This window comes from Alcanivorax sp. (genome assembly GCF_019431375.1).
Classification (GTDB): domain Bacteria; phylum Pseudomonadota; class Gammaproteobacteria; order Pseudomonadales; family Alcanivoracaceae; genus Alcanivorax; species Alcanivorax jadensis_A.
Genome location: NZ_CP080267.1, coordinates 95,445 through 116,982, shown reverse-complemented (window position 1 = coordinate 116,982; position 21,538 = coordinate 95,445). Strand labels below are relative to the sequence as shown.

Here is a 21,538-nt window from a genome sequence, read left to right as displayed (position 1 = left end):
TCAACACGACTACCGGTACCAGAGCGATCATCCCTCGTCCGGAATCTCCGGCGTCACCAGTTGCGCCAGCATTTCCAGGGATTCCTGCCAGCCTTGGTAGCAAAACTCCACCGGTATCACCTCTGGCACCCCTTCCTGGGTAATGTTTAACTCGGTGCCGCAAAGCACCTCTTTCAAGGTAATGGTGACCTGCATTTCACCGGGCAGATTGGGGTCATCGAACTGATCGGTGTGGCGGATCAGCTCGTTGGGCTTGAGCTCCAGGTAGCGCACGCTGAAGGAGTGGCTTTTGCCAGTGGTGAAGTTGGTAAACGACATTCGGTAACCGCCCCCTTCGCGGGCGTCCATTTCATGGATCTTGCCGGTAAAGCCATGGGGCGGCAGCCATTTGACCATGGCATCGGCATCCAGAAAGGCGCGGTAGACGCGCTCGGGGGTGGCGCGCAGGACACGGTGCAAGCGGACGGTATTACCGGACATGGTGATTCTCCTTGTTGGCGATGATGCCTCCGTTCATGGAGGGTTCGTCCCTTTATCGAATGCAGCAGCCATTATTCGACAGGGTAAGGGGGCCTTGTCCGAAAACCCATCGCAACATCAACTAAACTGATGCTAATCCACAAATATATCCTGTTTTTTATCAGTAATACCGATCATATAGTCACTTCATCAACGGGCAGGCACTGAGGCCTGTCCAAAGGAGGACGCCATGATCGAGCTTCGCGCACGCAATGAACTGGGCCATGCCCGGCACGGCTGGCTGGACACCCGACACCACTTTTCCTTCGCCAATTACCATGACCCGTCAAGGGTGCACTGGGGCGATCTGCGGGTCTGGAACGATGACACCATCGCGCCACACACTGGCTTCCCGGCGCACTCTCACCGGGAGATGGAAATCATCACCTATGTGCGTAAGGGCGCCATTACCCACCAGGACAGCCTGGGTAACAGTGGCCGCACCGAAGCCGGTGATGTGCAGGTGATGTCCGCCGGTACCGGGATCACCCACAGCGAGCACAACCGGGAGGACACGGAGACGCAGATCTTCCAGATCTGGATCATTCCGAATGCCACCGGTCTGCCACCCACCTGGGGCAGCAAGCCATTCCCGAAGGCCTCCCGCGAGGGGCACTTCGAGATACTCGCCAGTGGCTACCCGGATGACGGCGATGCCCTGCCAATCCAGGCGGATGCCCGAGTCGTGGCGGCCAGCCTGAGCGAGGGCCAGACAGTGACCTACCCGGTGGAGGGGGGTCGCAAGATCTATCTGGTGCCCGCCAAGGGACGGGTCAGGGTGAATGAAGTGCTGGCCGATACCGGCGATGGCCTTGCCATCAGTGACGAAGCGCGTCTGTCTGTGGTGGCAGAAGCGGACAGCGAGATCGTACTGGTGGAAACCGCCTAGGAAAGCCGGGATCAATGAGTAGGGTGGATTAGCCGAAGGCGTAATCCACCTTCCTTACCATCACCCAAACCTGCCAAACGACATGCTGGATTACGCCTTCGGCTAATCCTCCCTACCTGCAAAGAAAAAGGCCCGGAAATACTCCGGGCCTTTTTCGTTCCTGTAGGAGCTTGCCTGCATTATTGGCCGGTCTTTTTCTGCAAAGCGGTTTCCAGCGCGGCAATCTTTTCATGCATGGTGCGCATCAGGTCGAGCATTTCCTGGCGCTCGTCGTGGGCGATCTGGTTGTTGGCGTCCCGCTCGGCACGCTGCTCGCTTTCGTGCACTTCCTGGGTGGCGCTGACGATGATGGCAATGAACAGGTTCAGCACCATGAAACTGGAGATCAGGATAAAGGGCACAAAGAAGATCCACGCCAGGGGGTAGACCTCCATCACCGGTCGGGCAATGCCCATGGACCAGCTTTCCAGGGTCATGATCTGGAACAGGCTGTAGATGCTCGCGCCCAGGGTGCCGAACCATTGCGGGAATGCCTCCCCAAACAGCTCGGTGCCCATCACCGCAAAGATATAGAACATCATCAGCAACAAGGCCGCTGTCCAGCCGATGCCCGGCAATGCTTGCATCAGGGATTCCACCAGCATGCGTAGCCGCTTTACCGATGACAGCAGACGCAGCACCCGCAGGATGCGCAGGCTCCGCAGGATCGCCAGGGGCCCGGACGCTGGCGCCAGGGAAATGGCGACGATCAGAAAGTCGAAGACATTCCAGCCGGAACGGAAAAAACGTGGCCCGAATGCTACCAGCTTGAGCACGATTTCCAGCACGAACGCCGCCAGCACCATCTGGTTGAGCAAGTTTAACCACTGCCCTGCCCGCTCCTGGGCCAGCGCGGAGGTTTCCACGCCCAGAATAATCGCATTGAGAAGGATCAAAGCAGTAATGGTGTGTCCGAAAAGCGGGGTATTCAGCAGAGCAGCCAGGCGTTGCCGCCAGCCGCCGGGGGATACGGACGTTGAAGTGGCCTGCATGGAGAGTCACCAAATAATCCAAGAGGCGCGATTATACCTGATACGGGAGGGGGGATTGATAGGGGCCGTTGGCGCCAGACTCGCGTGGCGAAAGGTCGGGATGGGTATCCAGACCTCTCGCGTTGCGAGCAAAGCGCCAACGGGAAAGCGCGTGATCAGTCTTCCAGGGTCACCACAGGCTCCCAGACACCGTCGATCACTTTGGAGAGAATCATGTCGTTACCGGCACGGTGGTTGGTGGCGCTCATCTTGATATCCACCCCGGTGACCGGGTCGCTGAAATCCAGGGATTCCATGGCTGCCAGGAAGGAATCGGTGGTCAGATCCGGCCCGGCCTTGCGCAGTGCTTCGATGGTCACCATGGCACCGACACGGCCCAGCACCGCACCGCCGCTGGGAATGGAGCCATACTGCTCCTTGTACTCATCCGCCCATTGTTTCGCTTCCGGTACATCCTTCATGCGGCTGACAATATCCTGCCAGGGGGAAACGCCATAGAGCCCTTCGGTAACACCACCGGGGGCCGCCGCTACCGCAGAATGGAAGCCTGCCTGGGAAACCACGAATTTCACGTCATCCCAGCCCATTTCCTTGGCGGTGGCCACCACGGAAATGATCGGCCGCACCGGCAAGGCCACGGCCACCAGCTGGCAGCCGGCATCCTTCAGGCGCGCCAGGGTACCGGTGAAATCACTCTCGTCCGGACGGTGGGAGGTGCTTTCCGCCAGGGTCAGGGTGTCTTTACCCGCAGCGGCATCGTTGATGGCCTGATTCACTTCCTCGCCGAAATCCGAGGGAATGTACATCACACAAATCTTCTCGATGCTGTACTCATCCGCCATCCAGTTGACGCCTTTCAGCACCCCTTCATAGTAGCTGGGGCCGAAGACGAAGCGGTGGGAAAACTCGCCCTCTTCTTCCATCTGCCGTGACAGGGCCAGGGGAAGAATGCTGGGCACATTGTTGCGATCCATCACCGGGAAGGCGGCCAGGTTATGGGGCGTACCCAGGCTCATCACCATGGCGAACACTTCATCGCGGCTGATCAGCTTGTTGGTGGCCTGGGTGGCCTTGGGCACCTGGTAGGCGTGGTCCTCGACGATATAGCGAATTTCACGGCCGTGAATACCGCCCTCGGCATTCACCTCGGCAAACATATCGTTGGCCACCTGCACCGCCGGTGAGGAAAATGCCGCAAACACGCCGGACAGATCGTGCATGCCACCCAGTTTGATTTCGGTATCACTGACACCACGCACCGACTCGGCGGCGGCATTCCCTTCTTCCTTGTTATCACTGCACCCGATCAGGGTGGCTGCGGCGAGAGCCGCCAGACAAAGCTTCTTCATGATGCACTCTCCTCTCGAGTTCATACCTGAAACCGTGACTTCAGCGTGGATGCATGGCGTAAGAATTTGTTGTCACAGGAAGTTTTACGAAGAAGCGTCGTATCAGGGAATACGATCGACTGAGTAAAATTTTCTGTGGCGGCAAAGACTTGCGTCAGGCGCCGCGATGAAGCCACGGATTCAGGTAATTGTAATCAGTACATGGAATCAATCAGGTGCTTGTGTTTTTTCTCCACGAAGGAACGCTTCAGCTTCATGGTGGCAGTCAGCTCCTCATCCTCGGCGGTGAGCAGCACATCGATCAGGCGGAAATACTTGATCTGTTCCACCTGGGCGAACTGTTTGTTCACATCAGTAATGATGCTGTCGATCAGGTCCACCACCTCTTTGGCACGACACAGGGAGGCGAAGTTGGAAAATGGTACCTGACGGTCCTGGGCATATTTCTCCACATTTTCCTGATCGATCATGATCAGGCAGGTGAGATATTTGCGCTGATCGCCAATCACCACCGCATCGGAAATATACGGAGAAAATTTCATGCGGCTTTCGATTTCTGCCGGAGTGATATTCTTGCCGCCGGCAGTGATGATGATGTCTTTCAAGCGGCCGGTAATGGTGAGCATGCCGTCTTCCAGGCGCCCCACATCACCGGTGTGCAGCCAGCCGTCGCGGATATCTTCGGCAGTCTTTTCCGGCTTGCGCCAGTAACCGGCAAACACATGATCGCCACGTACCAGCACTTCCCCGTTATCGGCAATACGCACCTCGGTAGCGGGTAGCGGCTCGCCCACGGAACCGACCTGGGACCGGTCCTTGCTGTTGAGTGACACCACACCGGTGGTTTCAGTCATGCCGTAGCCTTCATACAGCGGCACACCCAGGGCCTGGAACCAGCGGATCAGGTCCGGCGAGATGGGCGCGGCACCGGTGGTGCCCCGGCGCAGGCGCGCCATACCGATCAGGTCACGTACATTGCGCAATACCAGCAGATTCCAGAACTGGTAATGCAGCCAGGAAAGCGGCGAGCGTTTGCGCTCACAGTGCCAGCTATCCCCGGCGGCAAGAGCCCGGTCGAAACACCAGCGACCAAAACCGGTGGCTTCGTCTCGCAGGGTCATCATGGAGCTGTAAATCTTTTCCCAGAGGCGCGGCACCGCGGCAAAGGTATGGGGCGACACTTCGCGCAGGTTCTCGAATACGGTTTCCGGGCTTTCCGCAAAGTTCACGGTACAGCCCTTGTAGATGGGCACTTCCACCGACACCAGCCGCTCCAGGATATGACACAGGGGCAGGAAGCAGAGCTGGTCATCGTCTTCATGGGCTTCCAGTACCTGCTCACCAGCCGCCAGCTGGAACAGCACATTGCGGTGGCTGATCATGGCGCCCTTGGGGGCGCCGGTGGTGCCGGAGGTGTAAATCAGCATGCGGATGTCGTCGGGCTGACTTTGCGCAATGCTGGCGCTGAACTGGGCTTCTGCGTCGGGGATCTTTTCACCCAGGGCGTAGAGCTCATCGAGGAACATGACCATGGGATCCGCAAAATCCCGTAGCCCCTTGCGATCAAACACGATGACTTTTTTCAGGGTGGGTACCTGATCGCGCACGGTCAGGTACTTGTCCAGCTGCTCGTCGTTCTCCACGAACAGGAAGGCGGAACCACTGTCGTTGACAAGGTAGGCCAACTGCTCGGCACTGTCGGTGGTATAGACGCCATTGCTGATGCCACCGGCCCCGGCAATACCCAGATCGCAGTAGAGCCATTCCTTGTTGTCTTCACTGAGAATGGAAACCGGCTGCCCTCGCTCCAGGCCGAGAGATAACAGCGCCACGCCGATGGCGCGGGCCTTTTCGTAATAATCCTGCCAGCTATAGCTCTGCCAGATGCCCAGGTCTTTTTCGCGGTGCGCAATTTTCGCTCCCCGCTCCAGACATTGCTGACGCCACAGTTTGACCACGGTATCGCAACCGTGGAGAAGGGTCGGTGCGTTGTTGGTTGTTGTCATCATCAGCGCCAGGTCTTCTTTCGTTTCCAGCGTTTTTCCGGTCGGTCATCCCCCGCCGACTGGCCCAGATAGAACTCGCGAATGTCGTCGCTGGCGAGCAGCTCCTCGGCGCTGCCATCCATGACGATGCGACCGGTTTCCAGCACATAGCCATGGTCCGCCGTGTTCAACGCCACCTGGGCATTCTGCTCCACCAGCAGCAGGGTCACGCCCTGCTCCTTGTTCAGCCGGCGAACGATGGCAAAGATTTCCTGCACCAGCAGCGGCGACAGCCCCAGGGACGGCTCATCCAGCAACATCAGTGACGGCCGTGACATGAGCCCGCGACCGATGGCCAGCATCTGTTGCTGACCGCCGGACAAGGTGCCGGCGGGCTGGTTACGGCGCTCCAGCAGGATCGGGAAATAGTCATACACCATTTCCATATCCTGGCGGATACCCGCCTTGTCGCGGCGAATATAGGCACCCATGGCCAGGTTTTCTTCCACGGTCAGAAACGGAAACACTTCCCGGCCTTCCGGCACGTGGGCGATGCCCTGACGCACCAGCGCATCTGGTTCGCGCCCCTGAACCGCTTCACCGGCCAGGGTAATACTGCCCTTGCGCGGTGCCAGCGCCCCGGAGATGGTTTTCATCAGGGTAGTCTTGCCGGCGCCGTTGGCGCCGAGGATGGCAACCACCTTGCCTTCAAAGACATCGATAGACACCCCGCGCAGGGCCATCACCGGGCCATAGAAGGCTTCCAGGTTTTTCACCTGCAGCAACGGCTGGGCATCGTTCATGGTGTTTTTCTGCACTGCACTCATGAGGTTGCCTCCGTGCCCAGATAGGCTTCGATTACCTTGGGGTCCGCCTGCACGTCGGCGGCGGTGCCCATGGCCAGCGGCCGGCCTTCCGACACCGCCAGCACCCGGTTGGATACCCGCGATACCAGGCTCATGTCGTGCTCCACCATCAGTACTGTCAGGCCCAGGTCTTTCTGCATATCCTCGATCCACCAGGCCATGTTCTGGGTTTCTTCCACGCTCAACCCGGAAGCGGGCTCATCCAGCAGAATCAGTTTCGGCTGGCTGGACAGGGCCCGGGCGATTTCCACCACCTTGCGCACCCCGTAGGGCAAACCGGCGATCAACTTGTCCCGGTAAGCAGCCAGATCCAGGAAGTCGATCACCTCTTCCACCAGCAGGCGATGCTCCCGTTCGCTGCGCCGCACCTTGGGCAGGAACAACAGCTCTTCGAACCAACGGGTGTTGCGGCGGCAATGGCGACCGATCAACAGGTTCTGCAGTACCGAAGAGTGATCGAACAGCTCGATATTCTGGAAGGTGCGGGCGATCCCCAGCCCCGCCACCTTATGCGCCGGCAGGGAGGTAATGTCCTGCCCGTCAAAGATGATCTGCCCGCCGCTCGGTTCATAGAGACGGCTGATCAGATTGAAGATGGTGGACTTGCCTGCCCCGTTGGGGCCAACCAGGGTGAACACTTCGCCGGGCTCCACGGTGAAACTGACACCGTCCACCGCTTTCACCCCGCCGAAGGAAATGGAGAGATCTTTTACCTGTAACAGACTCATCGTTGGCGCTCCGTCTTCAGGTAGGTACGGGTACGGCGGAACATGCCCTTGCGATACAGCGGGAACAGCTGCAGCCAGGTGCGCACCTTGAACCAGACGCCGTAGAGGCCACGCGGTTCGTAAATCACCATGAGCAGAATCAGCAAGGCGAACAGGGCCGTATCCAGGCCCGGGTAGGCCGCAATCTGGATGCCGGCGGTGTTATCCAGGTAATCACTGGCGATGGCGATCAATTGTGGTAGCAACACCACCACAATGGCGCCGAAGAAGGCCCCGTGCACCGAGCCCAGTCCGCCGATCACAATCTGCAACAGCAAGGTGATGGAGATCAGCACCAGGAAGCTTTCATAGTTCACCGCCTGGGCAAGGTGGGCGTAGAGCGCGCCGGCCAGGCCGGTGATGGCACAGGACAGGCTGAAGGACAGGGTCTTGGCGCGGGCCACATTGACCCCCAGGGCCCGGGCGGACACTTCACTGTCGCGCACCGCCAGAAAGGAACGACCGGACGCACTGCGCAGCAGGTTCAGATACCCCAGGGTGACCAGCACCAGCACTGCCAGGCACAGATAGTAGAAGGCTTCCGGAGTGGCATAACGGTCGATCTCCATACCGAACATGGCGATCGGCGGGGCAAACACCCCGGCCACCCCACCGGTGATTGGCTCGGCCATAATCGCCACATCCTCGATAATGATGCTCAGCGCGAGAGTGGCGATGGCCAGATAAATGCCGCTCATGCGCAGAATCGGCCGGGAAATGATGGCGCCGATCACTCCGGCAGTGACCGCGCTGGCCAGCAAGGCAGGCAGGAAATGCCAGCCGCGCAACATCAACGCCAGGTTGGTAAAGGCCCCAATGGCCATGAAGGCCGCATGCCCCAGGCTGACCTGGCCGGTATGGCCACTGATCAGCATCAGGCCCAGCCCCGCCAGGGACCACACCAGCACGGCTGTGAGCTCACCCAGATAGTAGGTGCCCAGTAGCCAGGGCGCCGCCAGCAATAGCGCCATGAGGATGGCGTACTGAGCCATGTGCCAGCGCCCTTCAAACAGATTGATATCGTCGTCGTAACGGCTTTTGAATCGGTTGCTCATGGCCTACACCTTCTTCTGGCTGATCTGCGCAAACAGGCCACCGGGGCGCAGGATCAGCACCAGCAACATCAACACATAGGGGGCAATCTGGCCGACGCCGGAAGGCAGATAGCGACCGGCAAAGGGTTCCACGATGCCCACCAGCAGGCCGCCCAGCAGAGCGCCCGGCAAGGAGCCCAGCCCACCGATGACCGCCGCCGCAAAGGCCTTGATACCGAACAGCAGCCCCACGGAAGGCTCCACCGCCCCCTTGGCGGCAAACATGACCCCGGCAATCGCCGCCACCACCCCGGACAGGGCCCAGACGATGGCATTGATCCGCTTCACGGGGATGCCCATGTAGTAAGCCGCCATCTGGTTCTGGCTGCTGGCCTGCATGGCCACGCCAAGACGGGTACGGGCAAAAAAGAAGTAGAGAATAGAGGTAAGCGCCACAGTGGTAACGATGATCACCGCATCCACTACAGGGATCATCAGTTCCCCCAGTGTCCAGACCCGGCCGATAAAGGGCGTTTCCAGGGAAGTGGGATCATGGCCCCAGATCACCCCGGCCACGAAGCGGATCAGAAACCCCAGGGCGATGGTAAGAATCACCATGGCGAATTGCGGCTGGCCGAAGATGGCGCGCAGTACGAAACGATCAAGGAGATAGCCGAACAGGCCGAGGATCAAGGCGGCCAGGGTAATGCCTACCAGAAAAGGCAGATCCGCGTAGCTGGTGTTGATGAAGGTAACGCCGAGAAAGGCCCCCAGCATCATCATGTCACCCTGGGCGAAGTTGACTGCTTCAGATGCCTTGTAGATCAGTACAAAACCCAGCGCCAACAGCCCGTAAATGCAGCCATTGGCTATCCCGCCGACCAGCAGCTGGAGTATATCCATGGTCCCTCTCTCCCGGGGGGTTATTATTCTGTTGCTTTTTTATTCAAGTGTTCCCGAGCCTAGCGGAAGTAGAACATTCTCACCAGTATGTAAAATGTAACAGAACCTGAAGACGCCATGACAATGAGTGAGTCACCCGCATTTCGTCCTGTGACGCCCCCTTATTACTGACGGTGTTATCAGATTCAGCCGGCGCATTCTCGTTCGTCCAGCAGTGTCTGCAATGTGGCGGCATCGATCTTCAGGTTGAAATGTGCCGGGCCGGACTCACCCAGCCACAGGTAGCGGAGCACCACCTGATACTCGGGCTGTGGAGATGCCTGATGATGCGCCGCCAGCCTGTTCGCCAGATTGACAAGGCGCTTGCGAGCCAGGCCATCCTTGCTGACCGGTTGCTCCGTCTGGCGGTCGGCTTGCGTAAACAGCCATTGGTACCAGGTACACCACTCCTTTCTTTCTTCAATATCCGGCTTGCCTGCAAGCCATTGCGGGACGTCAACGGCAAATCCTGTGTTCACCATGGCCAGTAATAAAAGAAAAATCCACGGTTTCATTGTTTTATTCCACCCGTCAACTCTCTTCCTGTTGATGCCTTGCTGTGCTGTTTGTTTCAGCGGCCGATTGCCACTGAAACAACGGTAGCCCTGCAGCATCTTTACAGACAGAGCAGACGCCAGGGACCACGATGACAGGTAAACCGTATTGTGGACGCGACCGTCCTGTGGGAAAGAAAAAAATCAGACACACAGCATTGAACTGACAGTCCGGCAACGGATCAAGGTAGCCGCAGCCTTGCCCTGATAATGGCAACCGCCGACTTATTCCCCGTTCCTGTGACTGGCGGTCATCCCCGGTGCCCAGCAGCGATAGCGATGAAAAAGCACGGCACCGACTTGTAACTCTCCATCGCGGTGAAATCCCAAGCGCTTCATGCCTTTTGCCCGAACCCGGCCCGGCGGCAACAGGGCTGTAACCGATGCCAGGTGCATATCGTCAAAGGCAATGCGGAGCATCTTGCAACACACCGCGCGGCCGATTCCCCAGTACTCTACTGCCAACACCAGGCCAAGATCCGCCTCTCCCTGTTCGCACTGAAAGCCACCCCACCCTGCAAAGCGGCCCTCCACGTGGATCGACCAGGGACCATAGCCATGCTCCTGCCACAGGCGTTCCTTCTCTGCCACCCACTGCCTGCACACGGCTTCATCGAAAACTTCACCGGCCAACGGTAGATGACGTAGCACCCGCGGGTCGTTATGCAGGGCAATCAGCTCGGCGTGCGGAACATCTCCCAGGCGCCCGAGCGTCAGAAACGATGAGGCATCCCGGCTTTCAACGCAGGTTTGCCGCCTCAATGCCTGCTCTCCTGATCCAACAAGATACCAACAATCTCGGCAAGAGCATGCTGTTGCGCATCGCTGAGCGGCTCGCCCATTCGGGCCTGGATTTCTGCGCCATAAACCTGCCACATCTTTCTCAACAGTGTCTCACCAGTATCCGTCAGGCAGACCTGTTTAGCCCGGCCATCACTGTCACAACCTTTGCGTGTCACTGCGCCCTGGTTTTCCATGCGATCAATCAGGCGGGACAGGTTGTGTTTGGGCAACAGCACCTCCCGGGCAATGTCGGATTGACGCAACCCTGCCGGCCCAGCCCGGCTGACTTCCAGCAAGACGTCGTACCAATTCAGCGGCGGGAGCCCGGCTTGCTTCAATGCATTTTCCACGTCTGCCAGCAAACCGGCGGAGGCTTTCAGCAATCGGGCCCAAGCCAACACCGTATGTTTTTCGGGTTTGTTTTTCATAGGGGAAGATTACCGTCAGGTAGTTGCAATTGCAACAAATCATCGATACATTAGTTGCAAATGCAACCAAAAGGAGAAAGGCATATGGCTATCTCAACCATCCCCCGTGAAACCCTCAAACAACGGCTGGACCAGGGCCTGCCCACAACATTGGTGGAAGCTCTCCCACAGCGTTACTTCGATGACGGCCACTTGCCGGGGGCGATCAACATTCCCCATGACAAGGTCCGCGAAGCCGCAGCCAGCAAGCTCCCGGACAAGGACGCCTTTATCGTTGTTTATTGCGCCAATACGCCCTGCGCCAATTCCAGCCAGGCAGCCGTCGCCCTGCATCAGCTTGGCTATACGCAGGTTCATGAGTATGTAGAAGGCAAGGAAGACTGGCGGGAAGCTGGCTACCCACTGGAAACAAGCTGACAGATCTCTGAAACATTCCCTGCCTTGCTGCATCCATAAAGAACCAGGTGCCACCCATGCGCCACAGAGCACGCATGGGTGGCCCGTAATGGCTGTGACCCGGCAGCTTGAAGCAGGGAGTAAATGGCATGGACACTCTGGACGACATTCTCAACACGCTGAACCTGAAAGGCGCCTTGTATTTCCGTACCGATTTCTCTGCCCCCTGGAGTGTATCGGTGCCGGATCTACCTGGCGCCGCCCGCTTTCACCTTGTCATTCAGGGGCAATGCCATGTGACGCTGGAATGTGGCCGGTCGCTTTGTCTGAACAGCGGGGACATGATCATGATTCCCCGTGGCAAGCGCCATATTCTTGCCGACAGCGCAACTCATTCCGCCCCCCCTCTGGAGGATGTCCTTACCCATGCCAATTACGACGGCAAAGGCGTACTGACTCTTGGCCATGGGGACCCAACCGCATCAACACAAATGGTTTGCGGGCACTTCACCTTTCGGCGCGGAGCGGACCACCCCCTCTTAAGGGCCATGCCGGATTCCATCCTGGTGACTTCCGCCCTGCGAGCTACGCAACCCTGGCTTGATGAGACGCTTCGTCTGATTACCCGTCGGGTCTTTACCGACAGTACCGGCTCCACCGCTGCGATCACTCGCCTTTCCGAGGTGGTTTTCGTGGAAGTATTACGACTGGGAATTGCCGAAACACCGGCAATGTCAAAAATGCTGGAAGGGTTTCGGGATCGTTACATCGGCAAGGCACTGCAACTCATGCATGCAGAAAGCACCGCACACTGGACGGTGGACTCGCTGGCAAGGGAAATCGGCATGTCACGCAGTCGTTTCGCAGACCGCTTCCGCCATTATCTTTCCATGAGCCCCATGGCCTATCTGTCGGAATGGCGACTGCAAAGAGCCTTGCCTCTGCTCGACAACTCACAACACAGCGTACAGCAAGTCGCTATCCAATCCGGCTATCAGTCGCCCGCCGCCTTTACTCGCGCCTTTACCGGAAAATTCGGCATCGCCCCCAGCGAATATCGTCGTCAAGCTGGTTGATCCAACTTCTTTTTTTGCAGATAAAAACACCACTCACTTTGCCTATCGTCTCGATCTATTTGCCGCTACACCCGAATAACAGCGGCTTTATTGTCCCGGACTCCCTCGCGCACTACTTTCAAAAAGACTTCAACAAAAAAGTAAAAGCGAGGACAACACCATGCAACGTATACCCCCTGTTGATATTGCACATCCACCGGAACAGGCAGCACCACTGCTTGCTGCGGTAAAAACCAAAATGGGGATGGTTCCCAACCTGATGGCGACGCTGGCAAACGCGCCGGCTGCTCTTCAGGCCTACCTGGATCTTTCAGGAGATCTTCAGCAAGGAACGATTTCGGCTCGGCTGTCTGAACAGATCGCCCTGGCCGTGGCAAACCGTAACGGCTGCCAGTACTGCGCCAGCGCGCACGCCATGTTGGGCAAGCAAGCCGGCCTCACTGAAAACGAAATTCACAATGGCCTTGGCGGCGAAGCCAGTGATCCGCAGGAAAATGCGGCATTACGATTCGCGCTGGCCGTTGTCGAGCGACGCGGGCAAATCAGCGACCGCGATCTGGATGCCGTCCGTAATGCAGGTTTCGATGACAGTGAGATTGTGGAAATCGTCGCCCATGTGGTGCTGAACACTTTCACCAACTACCTGAACAACGTGGCAAACACGGATATCGACTTCCCTGTCGTGTCCCTGAAAACCGCGTAACGCTCACGAAAAGGAGACTTACCATGAATCTGAAAACCGTTTTCTCACCGTTGATCCTGGTCGCTCTGTTCGCCCTGCCTCTGCAACCGGCAATGGCTGCGGACGAATACAACACGGCCTCAGGCCTGACCGCCGCTGGCGCGCCTCTGGGTCTGCACGGCATCGACCCGGTGGCTTTCGTAAAACTCGGGAATCGCCAGCCAGGTATCGCCCAGTACACGGAGGTCCATGACAACGTGGCCTATTACTTCCAGACAAAGGAGAACCTGAAAGCCTTCAAGAAAAACCCGCAAGCCTACCTGCCCCAGAACGGCGGCTACTGCACTTTCGGGGTTTCCGTGGGTAAAAAGTTTGATGGCGACCCCCGCTACGCGGATGTAATCGACGGAAAACTCTATGTCTTTCTGAACGAGGAGATCTTCAACGCCTACCAGCAGGACAAGGCCGGCACCATCGCCAAGGCCAGCAAGCAATGGCCGAAGATTCGCAGCAAGGCAGCGGAATCGCTGTAAAGGTTATCCGGGCGCCCGCGTGGCGCCCTTTACCGATTACACCTTTAGCACGTCAGCAAAGAGGACAAAGATTATGGAAGGCGTCTATTTCTATCTCACCCTGAGTGGCCTGCTCACGATTTTTCTGTGGGTCCCCTACATTCTCGCCCGTTTGTTTACCTGGGGATTACCTGCGTTCCTTCATAGCTACCCCAACAACCCTCCAGAACTACCGGCCTGGGCACAACGCTCACAGCGAGTCCATCTGAATATGGTGGAAACCCTGCCGGCGTTACTGGCGGTTATCATCCCGGCATTGGCTCTGATGCCCTCAACCATGGCCTATACGATGGCATTCTGGGTGCAGATATTCTTTTATGCCCGGCTAACCCATGCCGTTGTGTTCACGCTTGCGATTCCCTATCTGAGGACACCCACCTATCTTGTTTCGTGGTTCGCGATCGTGATGATTGCCGTGCATACTTTGCGCATCATGTCACTGCCAGCTTGACGTCATTCTCTTGTGGGGAAAAACCGGGTTCCGACATAAGTGGCCAGTTCGGTTATGCTTGGCATCAAACAATCCGACGAAAGCCCGCTATGCCAATCCACCCAGACATCAATGCCATCGCCCGGGTCCTCAGCCGGGCGTTTTATCGTGATCCGCTTTTTTCCTATTTCTTCCCGGATGACCAACGCCGTCTGGCGCTGTCACTCCATACCTTCCACTTTCTGACTCGCCACGCCCATCATCGGGGAGAAATCTGCACCACGCCGGGGACGATAGACGGCGCAGCCGTGTGGCTGCCGTCCCGGGCGCTGCATCGCAGTGTGCTGGATATGGTGCGCTTTGGTGCCCTGCCCATGTTGCGGCAGGGTCCGGCGGCGGTGAAACGGCAGCTGGATGCCGGAGACGCCATGCAGAAGGTGCATGACGAGCTGATGCAAAAGCCCCATGCCTACCTGTTATTGCTGGGGATTGATCCGCAGCAGCAGGGCCGGGGCCTGGCCACACGGCTGTTGGAGCCGACGCTGGAACGGTTGGACCGGGAAGGATTGCCAGCCTATCTGGACACCCATAACCCGAACAATGTCTCGCTGTACCGGCGTTTCGGGTTTGAGGTGGTACATGAAGCGCCGATGCCGGGGACGGAGGTACAGCACTGGGCGATGGTGCGAGGAAACCGCTAGCGAAGCGTTGTTGGAGCTGTGCTGGCAAAGCGAAGAGCGATCATCAGGCTCTTCGCAATGCGAGCATGGCTCCAACGGAGGAAAACGCTGGAAACGCTGGAATCAGCCCACACCCTGACTTTTCAGGTAATCGTCATAGCTGCCGTGGAAATCGACGATACCGGTGGGGGTGATTTCGATAATCCGGGTGGCCAGGGAAGACACGAATTCCCGGTCGTGGCTGACGAACAACAAGGTCCCCGGGTAGTTTTCCAGCGCCAGGTTCAGTGACTCGATGGATTCCATGTCCATATGGTTGGTGGGCTCATCCAGCAGCAGGATGTTGGGTCGCTGCAGCATGATCTTGCCGAACAGCATGCGCCCCTGCTCTCCCCCGGAGATCACCTTCACGGATTTGCCGATGTCTTTCTGGGAAAACAGCAACCGGCCCAGGGTGCCACGAATCACCTGCTCGTCGTCCTTCTCCTGCCCCCACTGGTTCATCCAGGCGAACAGGTCCATATCATCGGCGAAGTCGTGGGCGTGATCCTGGGCGTAGTAACCCAGCTCACTGTTTTCGGACCATTTCACTTCCCCGGCGGTGGGCTCCAGATCCCCCACCAGACAGCGCAGCAGAGTGGATTTGCCGATGCCGTTGGGACCGATGATGGCGATGCGCTCGCCCACTTCCACACGCAGGTCCAGACCGGAGAACAGTTCCTGGTCGAAGGACTTGGCCAACCCTTTCACTTCCAGGGCATTACGGAATAGTTTCTTGTCCTGCTCGAAAATGATGTAGGGGTTCTGGCGGCTGGAGGGTTTCACTTCATCCAGCTTGATCTTGTCGATCTGCTTGGCGCGGCTGGTGGCCTGCTTGGATTTGGAGGCGTTGGCGCTGAAGCGGCTGACAAAGGTTTTCAGCTCGGCGATCTGCTGTTTCTTCTTGGCGTTGTCCGCATGCAGGCGCTCACGGGCCTGGGTAGCCGCAGTCATGTATTCATCATAGTTGCCCGGGTAGAGGCGCACCTCGCCATAATCCAGATCCGCCATGTGGGTGCAGACACTGTTCAGGAAGTGGCGATCGTGGGAAATGATGATCATGGTGCACTGGCGCTGGTTGAGCACATCTTCCAGCCAGCGGATGGTGTTGATGTCCAGGTTGTTGGTGGGCTCGTCCAGCAACATGATTTCCGGGTCGGCGAACAGGGCCTGGGCCAGCAGCACACGCAGTTTCCAGCCCGGAGCGATTTCGCTCATGGGGCCGAAGTGCTGCTCCACCGGAATATCCAGCCCCAGCAACAATTCCCCGGCGCGGGATTCGGCAGTGTAGCCGTCCAGCTCGGCAAATTCCGCTTCCAGCTCGCCGGCGCGGATGCCGTCTTCCTCACTCATTTCCGCCTTGGCATAGATGCCGTCGCGCTCTTCCTTGATCTTCCACAACTCTTCGTTGCCCATGATCACGGTGTCCACCACCGAGTATTTCTCGTAGGCGAACTGATCCTGGCGCAGCTTGCCGATGCGCTCGTCCGGGTCCTTGGACACATTGCCGGCGGACGGCTCCAGGTCACCGCCGAGGATCTTCATCAGCGTGGATTTGCCGCAGCCGTTAGCGCCGATCAGGCCGTAGCGGTTGCCATTGCCGAATTTCACGGACACGTTTTCGAACAGCGGCTTGGCACCGAACTGCATGGTGAGGTTGGCGGTTGTGAGCAATTTTTTGTACCGGTTGGAAAAGCGAAAAGCGCAGCTGACAGGCGTCAGCGGCGGCGGAGTGCGCGAAGCGCGCGCATTGTCGCACAGGGTGGGCCTTCGGGACAGGGGGCATTACGCGGCTGAAATGCCGTTGGAGCTTTGCTCGCAAAGCGAAGGCTAGCAAACACCGGTGGGCGTTGCCTCTTCGCTTTGCGAGCAAAGCTCCAACGATTGGAACGGTGGAACGATGAAGCGGTGCGTAATGCCGTTCGGCAGCCACCACCCCGGACGTCGGATCCTATGATGGTGGATTACGGCCTTCGGCCTAATCCACCCTACCCTTGCGGCGCCGGATGGTGCAGTTCGCCTTAGGCTCAGTGCAACTTACGGGGAAGATCAGGGCAGAGGAACGGTGCTAGTAGCCAGTGAATAGCTCGGCGGATTCGCCTTCCAGTACATAGCCGGCAGTGCCGTATTCGGTGTCCTGGCTGGACACCTTGAGGTTACCCTCCAGCCACAGGGCCTCGAACACCAGGTCCAGGGGCACACCCTGCCCTTTCATCTTCACCAGGATGATCTGGTTGCGCGGCGGCGGGGGTGTATGGATGCAGGCGCCGAAGTACGGCACCAGCAGGAATTCACGCACGTATTCCTCGTCGCCGTCCAGTGGCACGCCATAGCCGGGCAGACGCACGACGGTGTTATCCAGCTCAGCCTTCAAGGGCGCTTCGCGCCAGGCCTTGTCGATAGCATCCATCATCTGCTCGCCACGGGCGTCGCCATCGTCCACGTCTTCCGGCGGTTTATCGCCATAGATCTTGCTGAACAGTTGCTCGTACACCGCATTGGCGTCGTAGTCGGCGGGGACCAGGTCGTCCCATTCCAGTTCGCGGGCCGCCCAGGTAGGCAGGCTGACCAGCAGGCAGAGAAGGATGATCAGGGTACGCATGTCAGTTCCTCGGGGTCAGGCCATCGGCCAGGCTGTTGCGGAAGGCCTTTTCCGCCGGAATCAGGCCGGCCAGGGAACCGGCCAGCAGTATCGCCGCCAGGGTAGGCAATTCCCGCAGGGACAGGAAACTGTCCGGCAGGCGCAGGGACCATTCCGCCAGGGCCAGCGGCGCCAGCGCCCACTGTGCCACAAACAGCAGCGTCAGCCCCAGCAGGCTGCCGATCACCGTCAGGCACAGGCTCTCACCGACAATCACCCCATAGACGGCAAGCCGCCCAGCACCGGCGGCGCGCAGCACCGCCAGTTCGTGGCGGCGCCCTTCCAGAGCCGCAAGGATAGTGGACACCAGCACCAGCAGGGCCACCAGCAACACGGCCATGGAGGTGGCCCGCAGGGCGTTTTCCCCCACCGCCGTCATCCGCCACAGCCGCTGCAGTTGGACACCGGGAATAATGGCGCTGAGTGGCTCTGCCTTATAACGGGACAGTTCCCGCTGCAGGCTGAGCACGGCGGTGCGGCGCTCCAGGCCGAGCATCACCGCATTCACGGAACCCGGGGTGTCCGACTGCTGCCCGGGTCGGGGCGGCAACCCGGAACGAAATTGGCCACCGCTGTGGATGGCGGCCATGCCGGCCAGGGAGATATGCACGCTCTGATCCACCGGGGTGCCGGTAGGCGCCAGTATGCCCACCACGGTAAAGGGATGATTGTCGTGCTCGATAATGGCCGGGCCACTGGCACCATGGGCCAGCACCATATCGTCACCGAGCCGATAACCGAGACGCTGCGCCACCGCGCTGCCCAGCACCACCTGATCCGCCCCGGCAAACCATTCTCCGCGGGCCAGGGACAGGGCCTGATCGCGCCCGTAACGGTAGTGAGCCAGATAACTGTTGTTGGTGGCCACCACCGGAAAACCACGATGGGAATCGCCCAAGGCGATGGGAATCCACCATTTCACATCCGGATGTTCAGCCAGATGCTCTACGGTTTGCCAGCGAATACCGGCGGTGGGGTCACTGAGCCGGAACACGCTGTACAGCAGGATATTCATGGGGCCGCCACGGGCGCTGACGATCAAATCGATGCCGGACACGGTGCTGGCGAAGTTGGCACGCACCTGATGACGCAGACGCTCGATGCCCACGATCATCACCAGGCTCAGGGCGATGGCCACCACGATCAGGGACGCGGAGGTTTTACGGGTACGCAGGGAGGCGAGAATGATCCTAGGCAGCATGATGCTCTCCCCCGTTCAGCGCGGAAAACGCCACGCTGCGATGAAAAGTCCGCCACCTGGCTGTCGTGGCTGACCATCAGCAAGGCGCTGCCGGCCTGTTCGCATTGCTCGCAGAGCAACGCCAGCAGGGTATCGCGGCTATCGGCATCCAGGGCGGAGGTAGGCTCATCGGCGATGATCAGATCCGGCTTGCCGAACAGGGCGCGGGCGGCGGCCACCCGCTGCTGCTGCCCGAACGACAACTGCCAGGCCGGCAGGGCCGAGGGGGCCGCATCCAGCCCTAGGCGGGTGAGCAGCTCTTGGGCGGCGATCCTGCGCTGCTTGTTGCTGCTGGCCCCTTCGCGCTCGCAGCGTCGCCGGGAAAAGCCGGCACTCAGGCAGACGTTATCCACCGCATTCAGATACGGCAGCAGATTGAAGGCCTGGAAGATGACACCGATATGGTCCGCCCGAAAAGCGTCCCGGCGTCGTTGCGACAGGGAGGAAAACGGTTTGCCGGACACCCGGATATTACCGTCGCGGGCCGGGCGAATCCCGGTTACCAGCGACAACAGGGTACTTTTGCCGCAGCCGCTGGGGCCATGGAGCAGCACCCGCTCACCGGCCTGCAGGGCAAAGTGGTCGATATGAATAAAGGGCCGGGCTTGTCCCGGGTGCTGATAACGCAGGTTATCCAGTTCAAGAACCACGGTTACTCCAGGGGAATACGGGTGTCGCCGGGCGCCAGGCGCAGTGCGCCCTGCCCGTCCGGCAATAACAGGATCACCTCGGTGGTCAGGCCGGAAAAGGTAGCCAGAAACGGCAGCGTGACATCGGTGAGCTTGTCCGGGGACTGACACTGGAAGGTCCATTCCGCTTCCACGTCCGCATGATGGCTATGATCATGGTCGTGCTGAGGGCTATCCGGAAACAGCGCTGCTACTCCGGTGCGGGTTTCATGGCTGAGAGTGCAGTCGGCAGGGCCGGACGGCTGCGGTTCGCTTACCTGTTTCAGACGATCCTCGTAACGGACCCGGGCGGCGGCATCCACTGGCGGCTGTTCGGTGCCGAGAATATCCATCAGCGGCGCGCGGAAACTGACGGTGAGGCTTTGCCCTTCCACCACCACCGCCGCCTCGGCCAGGCCGTGTTGATGCACCTGACGGCAAGCCGCCCAGCACCGGCGGCGCGCAGCACCGCCAGTTCGTGGCGGCGCCCTTCCAGAGCCGCAAGGATAGTGGACACCAGCACCAGCAGGGCCACCAGCAACACGGCCATGGAGGTGGCCCGCAGGGCGTTTTCCCCCACCGCCGTCATCCGCCACAGCCGCTGCAGTTGGACACCGGGAATAATGGCGCTGAGTGGCTCTGCCTTATAACGGGACAGTTCCCGCTGCAGGCTGAGCACGGCGGTGCGGCGCTCCAGGCCGAGCATCACCGCATTCACGGAACCCGGGGTGTCCGACTGCTGCCCGGGTCGGGGCGGCAACCCGGAACGAAATTGGCCACCGCTGTGGATGGCGGCCATGCCGGCCAGGGAGATATGCACGCTCTGATCCACCGGGGTGCCGGTAGGCGCCAGTATGCCCACCACGGTAAAGGGATGATTGTCGTGCTCGATAATGGCCGGGCCACTGGCACCATGGGCCAGCACCATATCGTCACCGAGCCGATAACCGAGACGCTGCGCCACCGCGCTGCCCAGCACCACCTGATCCGCCCCGGCAAACCATTCTCCGCGGGCCAGGGACAGGGCCTGATCGCGCCCGTAACGGTAGTGAGCCAGATAACTGTTGTTGGTGGCCACCACCGGAAAACCACGATGGGAATCGCCCAAGGCGATGGGAATCCACCATTTCACATCCGGATGTTCAGCCAGATGCTCTACGGTTTGCCAGCGAATACCGGCGGTGGGGTCACTGAGCCGGAACACGCTGTACAGCAGGATATTCATGGGGCCGCCACGGGCGCTGACGATCAAATCGATGCCGGACACGGTGCTGGCGAAGTTGGCACGCACCTGATGACGCAGACGCTCGATGCCCACGATCGGTCCGCCACCTGGCTGTCGTGGCTGACCATCAGCAAGGCGCTGCCGGCCTGTTCGCATTGCTCGCAGAGCAACGCCAGCAGGGTATCGCGGCTATCGGCATCCAGGGCGGAGGTAGGCTCATCGGCGATGATCAGATCCGGCTTGCCGAACAGGGCGCGGGCGGCGGCCACCCGCTGCTGCTGCCCGAACGACAACTGCCAGGCCGGCAGGGCCGAGGGGGCCGCATCCAGCCCTAGGCGGGTGAGCAGCTCTTGGGCGGCGATCCTGCGCTGCTTGTTGCTGCTGGCCCCTTCGCGCTCGCAGCGTCGCCGGGAAAAGCCGGCACTCAGGCAGACGTTATCCACCGCATTCAGATACGGCAGCAGATTGAAGGCCTGGAAGATGACACCGATATGGTCCGCCCGAAAAGCGTCCCGGCGTCGTTGCGACAGGGAGGAAAACGGTTTGCCGGACACCCGGATATTACCGTCGCGGGCCGGGCGAATCCCGGTTACCAGCGACAACAGGGTACTTTTGCCGCAGCCGCTGGGGCCATGGAGCAGCACCCGCTCACCGGCCTGCAGGGCAAAGTGGTCGATATGAATAAAGGGCCGGGCTTGTCCCGGGTGCTGATAACGCAGGTTATCCAGTTCAAGAACCACGG

General features: G+C 59.4%; 25 protein-coding genes. 7 read left to right on the top strand and 18 right to left on the bottom strand.

What is annotated here, in order from left to right:
- Positions 1-27: 27 nt before the first annotated feature.
- The gene (locus KZ772_RS00545; protein WP_290537976.1) at positions 28-480 is read right to left on the bottom strand and encodes an SRPBCC family protein; all 453 of its coding nucleotides are present in this window, start codon (positions 478-480) and stop codon (positions 28-30) included.
- A 229-nt stretch (positions 481-709) separates the two neighbouring features.
- Between KZ772_RS00545 and KZ772_RS00540 the strand changes: the two genes are divergently transcribed.
- Positions 710-1,408 carry a pirin family protein gene (locus KZ772_RS00540; protein WP_290537975.1) on the top strand — a complete coding sequence of 233 codons (699 nt, stop codon included), beginning with the start codon at positions 710-712 and terminating at the stop codon, positions 1,406-1,408.
- A 179-nt stretch (positions 1,409-1,587) separates the two neighbouring features.
- Here KZ772_RS00540 and KZ772_RS00535 read toward each other — a convergent pair whose 3' ends face one another.
- The 10 genes from KZ772_RS00535 to KZ772_RS00490 all read right to left on the bottom strand — a co-directional run bounded on the left by KZ772_RS00535 (position 1,588) and on the right by KZ772_RS00490 (position 11,147).
- The gene (locus tag KZ772_RS00535) at positions 1,588-2,439 is read right to left on the bottom strand and encodes an ion transporter (protein WP_290537974.1); all 852 of its coding nucleotides are present in this window, start codon (positions 2,437-2,439) and stop codon (positions 1,588-1,590) included.
- A 155-nt stretch (positions 2,440-2,594) separates the two neighbouring features.
- Positions 2,595-3,788, bottom strand: coding sequence for an ABC transporter substrate-binding protein (locus tag KZ772_RS00530; protein WP_290537973.1), 1,194 nt, complete (start codon positions 3,786-3,788; stop codon positions 2,595-2,597).
- A gap of 194 nt (positions 3,789-3,982) precedes the next feature.
- Entirely contained in the window at positions 3,983-5,797 is a 1,815-nt protein-coding gene (locus KZ772_RS00525) for a long-chain fatty acid--CoA ligase (protein ID WP_290537972.1), read from the bottom strand.
- Positions 5,797-6,600, bottom strand: a complete 804-nt coding sequence (locus KZ772_RS00520) for an ABC transporter ATP-binding protein (RefSeq protein ID WP_290537971.1) — start codon at positions 6,598-6,600, stop codon at positions 5,797-5,799. The genes KZ772_RS00525 and KZ772_RS00520 overlap by 1 nt, the downstream gene beginning before the upstream one ends.
- Positions 6,597-7,367 (bottom strand): ABC transporter ATP-binding protein, encoded by a 771-nt coding sequence (locus KZ772_RS00515; protein ID WP_290537970.1) that lies wholly within the window; start codon positions 7,365-7,367, stop codon positions 6,597-6,599. Before KZ772_RS00515 ends, KZ772_RS00520 begins: the two co-directional genes overlap by 4 nt.
- On the bottom strand, positions 7,364-8,461 hold the full coding sequence (locus KZ772_RS00510; RefSeq protein WP_290537969.1) for a branched-chain amino acid ABC transporter permease: 1,098 nt from the start codon (positions 8,459-8,461) through the stop codon (positions 7,364-7,366). Before KZ772_RS00510 ends, KZ772_RS00515 begins: the two co-directional genes overlap by 4 nt.
- A gap of 3 nt (positions 8,462-8,464) precedes the next feature.
- The gene (locus tag KZ772_RS00505; protein ID WP_290537968.1) at positions 8,465-9,343 is read right to left on the bottom strand and encodes a branched-chain amino acid ABC transporter permease; all 879 of its coding nucleotides are present in this window, start codon (positions 9,341-9,343) and stop codon (positions 8,465-8,467) included.
- 185 nt (positions 9,344-9,528) lie between these two features.
- Entirely contained in the window at positions 9,529-9,897 is a 369-nt protein-coding gene (locus KZ772_RS00500; protein ID WP_290537967.1) for a hypothetical protein, read from the bottom strand.
- A 264-nt stretch (positions 9,898-10,161) separates the two neighbouring features.
- Positions 10,162-10,698, bottom strand: a complete 537-nt coding sequence (locus KZ772_RS00495; RefSeq protein ID WP_290537966.1) for a GNAT family N-acetyltransferase — start codon at positions 10,696-10,698, stop codon at positions 10,162-10,164.
- Complete coding sequence (locus tag KZ772_RS00490) at positions 10,695-11,147, bottom strand: helix-turn-helix domain-containing protein (RefSeq protein WP_290537965.1); 453 nt, start codon at positions 11,145-11,147, stop codon at positions 10,695-10,697. Before KZ772_RS00490 ends, KZ772_RS00495 begins: the two co-directional genes overlap by 4 nt.
- Before the next feature lie 84 nt (positions 11,148-11,231).
- Here KZ772_RS00490 and KZ772_RS00485 point away from each other — a divergent pair, with 84 nt between their 5' ends.
- From KZ772_RS00485 to KZ772_RS00460, 6 genes are all read left to right on the top strand, one after another.
- A complete protein-coding gene (locus tag KZ772_RS00485; RefSeq protein WP_290537964.1) occupies positions 11,232-11,564 on the top strand; it encodes a rhodanese-like domain-containing protein in 333 nt (110 codons plus the stop codon).
- Positions 11,565-11,692: 128 nt separating this feature from the next.
- Positions 11,693-12,619, top strand: coding sequence for an AraC family transcriptional regulator (locus KZ772_RS00480; RefSeq protein WP_290537963.1), 927 nt, complete (start codon positions 11,693-11,695; stop codon positions 12,617-12,619).
- 160 nt (positions 12,620-12,779) lie between these two features.
- Positions 12,780-13,322, top strand: a complete 543-nt coding sequence (locus KZ772_RS00475) for a carboxymuconolactone decarboxylase family protein (RefSeq protein WP_290537962.1) — start codon at positions 12,780-12,782, stop codon at positions 13,320-13,322.
- Positions 13,323-13,345: 23 nt separating this feature from the next.
- Complete coding sequence (locus KZ772_RS00470) at positions 13,346-13,834, top strand: YHS domain-containing (seleno)protein (RefSeq protein WP_290537961.1); 489 nt, start codon at positions 13,346-13,348, stop codon at positions 13,832-13,834.
- Positions 13,835-13,907: 73 nt separating this feature from the next.
- Entirely contained in the window at positions 13,908-14,324 is a 417-nt protein-coding gene (locus tag KZ772_RS00465; protein ID WP_290537960.1) for an MAPEG family protein, read from the top strand.
- Between the two features lie 89 nt (positions 14,325-14,413).
- Complete coding sequence (locus KZ772_RS00460) at positions 14,414-15,004, top strand: N-acetyltransferase (protein WP_290537959.1); 591 nt, start codon at positions 14,414-14,416, stop codon at positions 15,002-15,004.
- A gap of 102 nt (positions 15,005-15,106) precedes the next feature.
- Here the strand turns inward: KZ772_RS00460 and KZ772_RS00455 are convergent, their stop codons facing one another.
- The 7 genes from KZ772_RS00455 to KZ772_RS00425 all read right to left on the bottom strand — a co-directional run bounded on the left by KZ772_RS00455 (position 15,107) and on the right by KZ772_RS00425 (position 21,536).
- Positions 15,107-16,696 carry an ABC-F family ATPase gene (locus tag KZ772_RS00455; RefSeq protein WP_290537958.1) on the bottom strand — a complete coding sequence of 530 codons (1,590 nt, stop codon included), beginning with the start codon at positions 16,694-16,696 and terminating at the stop codon, positions 15,107-15,109.
- 394 nt (positions 16,697-17,090) lie between these two features.
- Positions 17,091-17,624 (bottom strand): DUF3299 domain-containing protein, encoded by a 534-nt coding sequence (locus KZ772_RS00450; RefSeq protein WP_290537957.1) that lies wholly within the window; start codon positions 17,622-17,624, stop codon positions 17,091-17,093.
- Between the two features lies 1 nt (position 17,625).
- A complete protein-coding gene (locus tag KZ772_RS00445; RefSeq protein ID WP_290537956.1) occupies positions 17,626-18,864 on the bottom strand; it encodes an ABC transporter permease in 1,239 nt (412 codons plus the stop codon).
- On the bottom strand, positions 18,807-19,553 hold the full coding sequence (locus KZ772_RS00440) for an ABC transporter ATP-binding protein (protein ID WP_290537955.1): 747 nt from the start codon (positions 19,551-19,553) through the stop codon (positions 18,807-18,809). Before KZ772_RS00440 ends, KZ772_RS00445 begins: the two co-directional genes overlap by 58 nt.
- Before the next feature lie 2 nt (positions 19,554-19,555).
- The gene (locus KZ772_RS00435; protein WP_290537954.1) at positions 19,556-20,002 is read right to left on the bottom strand and encodes a DUF2796 domain-containing protein; all 447 of its coding nucleotides are present in this window, start codon (positions 20,000-20,002) and stop codon (positions 19,556-19,558) included.
- On the bottom strand, positions 19,924-20,889 hold the full coding sequence (locus tag KZ772_RS00430) for an ABC transporter permease (protein WP_290537953.1): 966 nt from the start codon (positions 20,887-20,889) through the stop codon (positions 19,924-19,926). The genes KZ772_RS00435 and KZ772_RS00430 overlap by 79 nt, the downstream gene beginning before the upstream one ends.
- Positions 20,820-21,536 (bottom strand): ABC transporter ATP-binding protein, encoded by a 717-nt coding sequence (locus KZ772_RS00425; RefSeq protein ID WP_290537952.1) that lies wholly within the window; start codon positions 21,534-21,536, stop codon positions 20,820-20,822. The genes KZ772_RS00430 and KZ772_RS00425 overlap by 70 nt, the downstream gene beginning before the upstream one ends.
- Positions 21,537-21,538 lie beyond the last annotated feature (2 nt).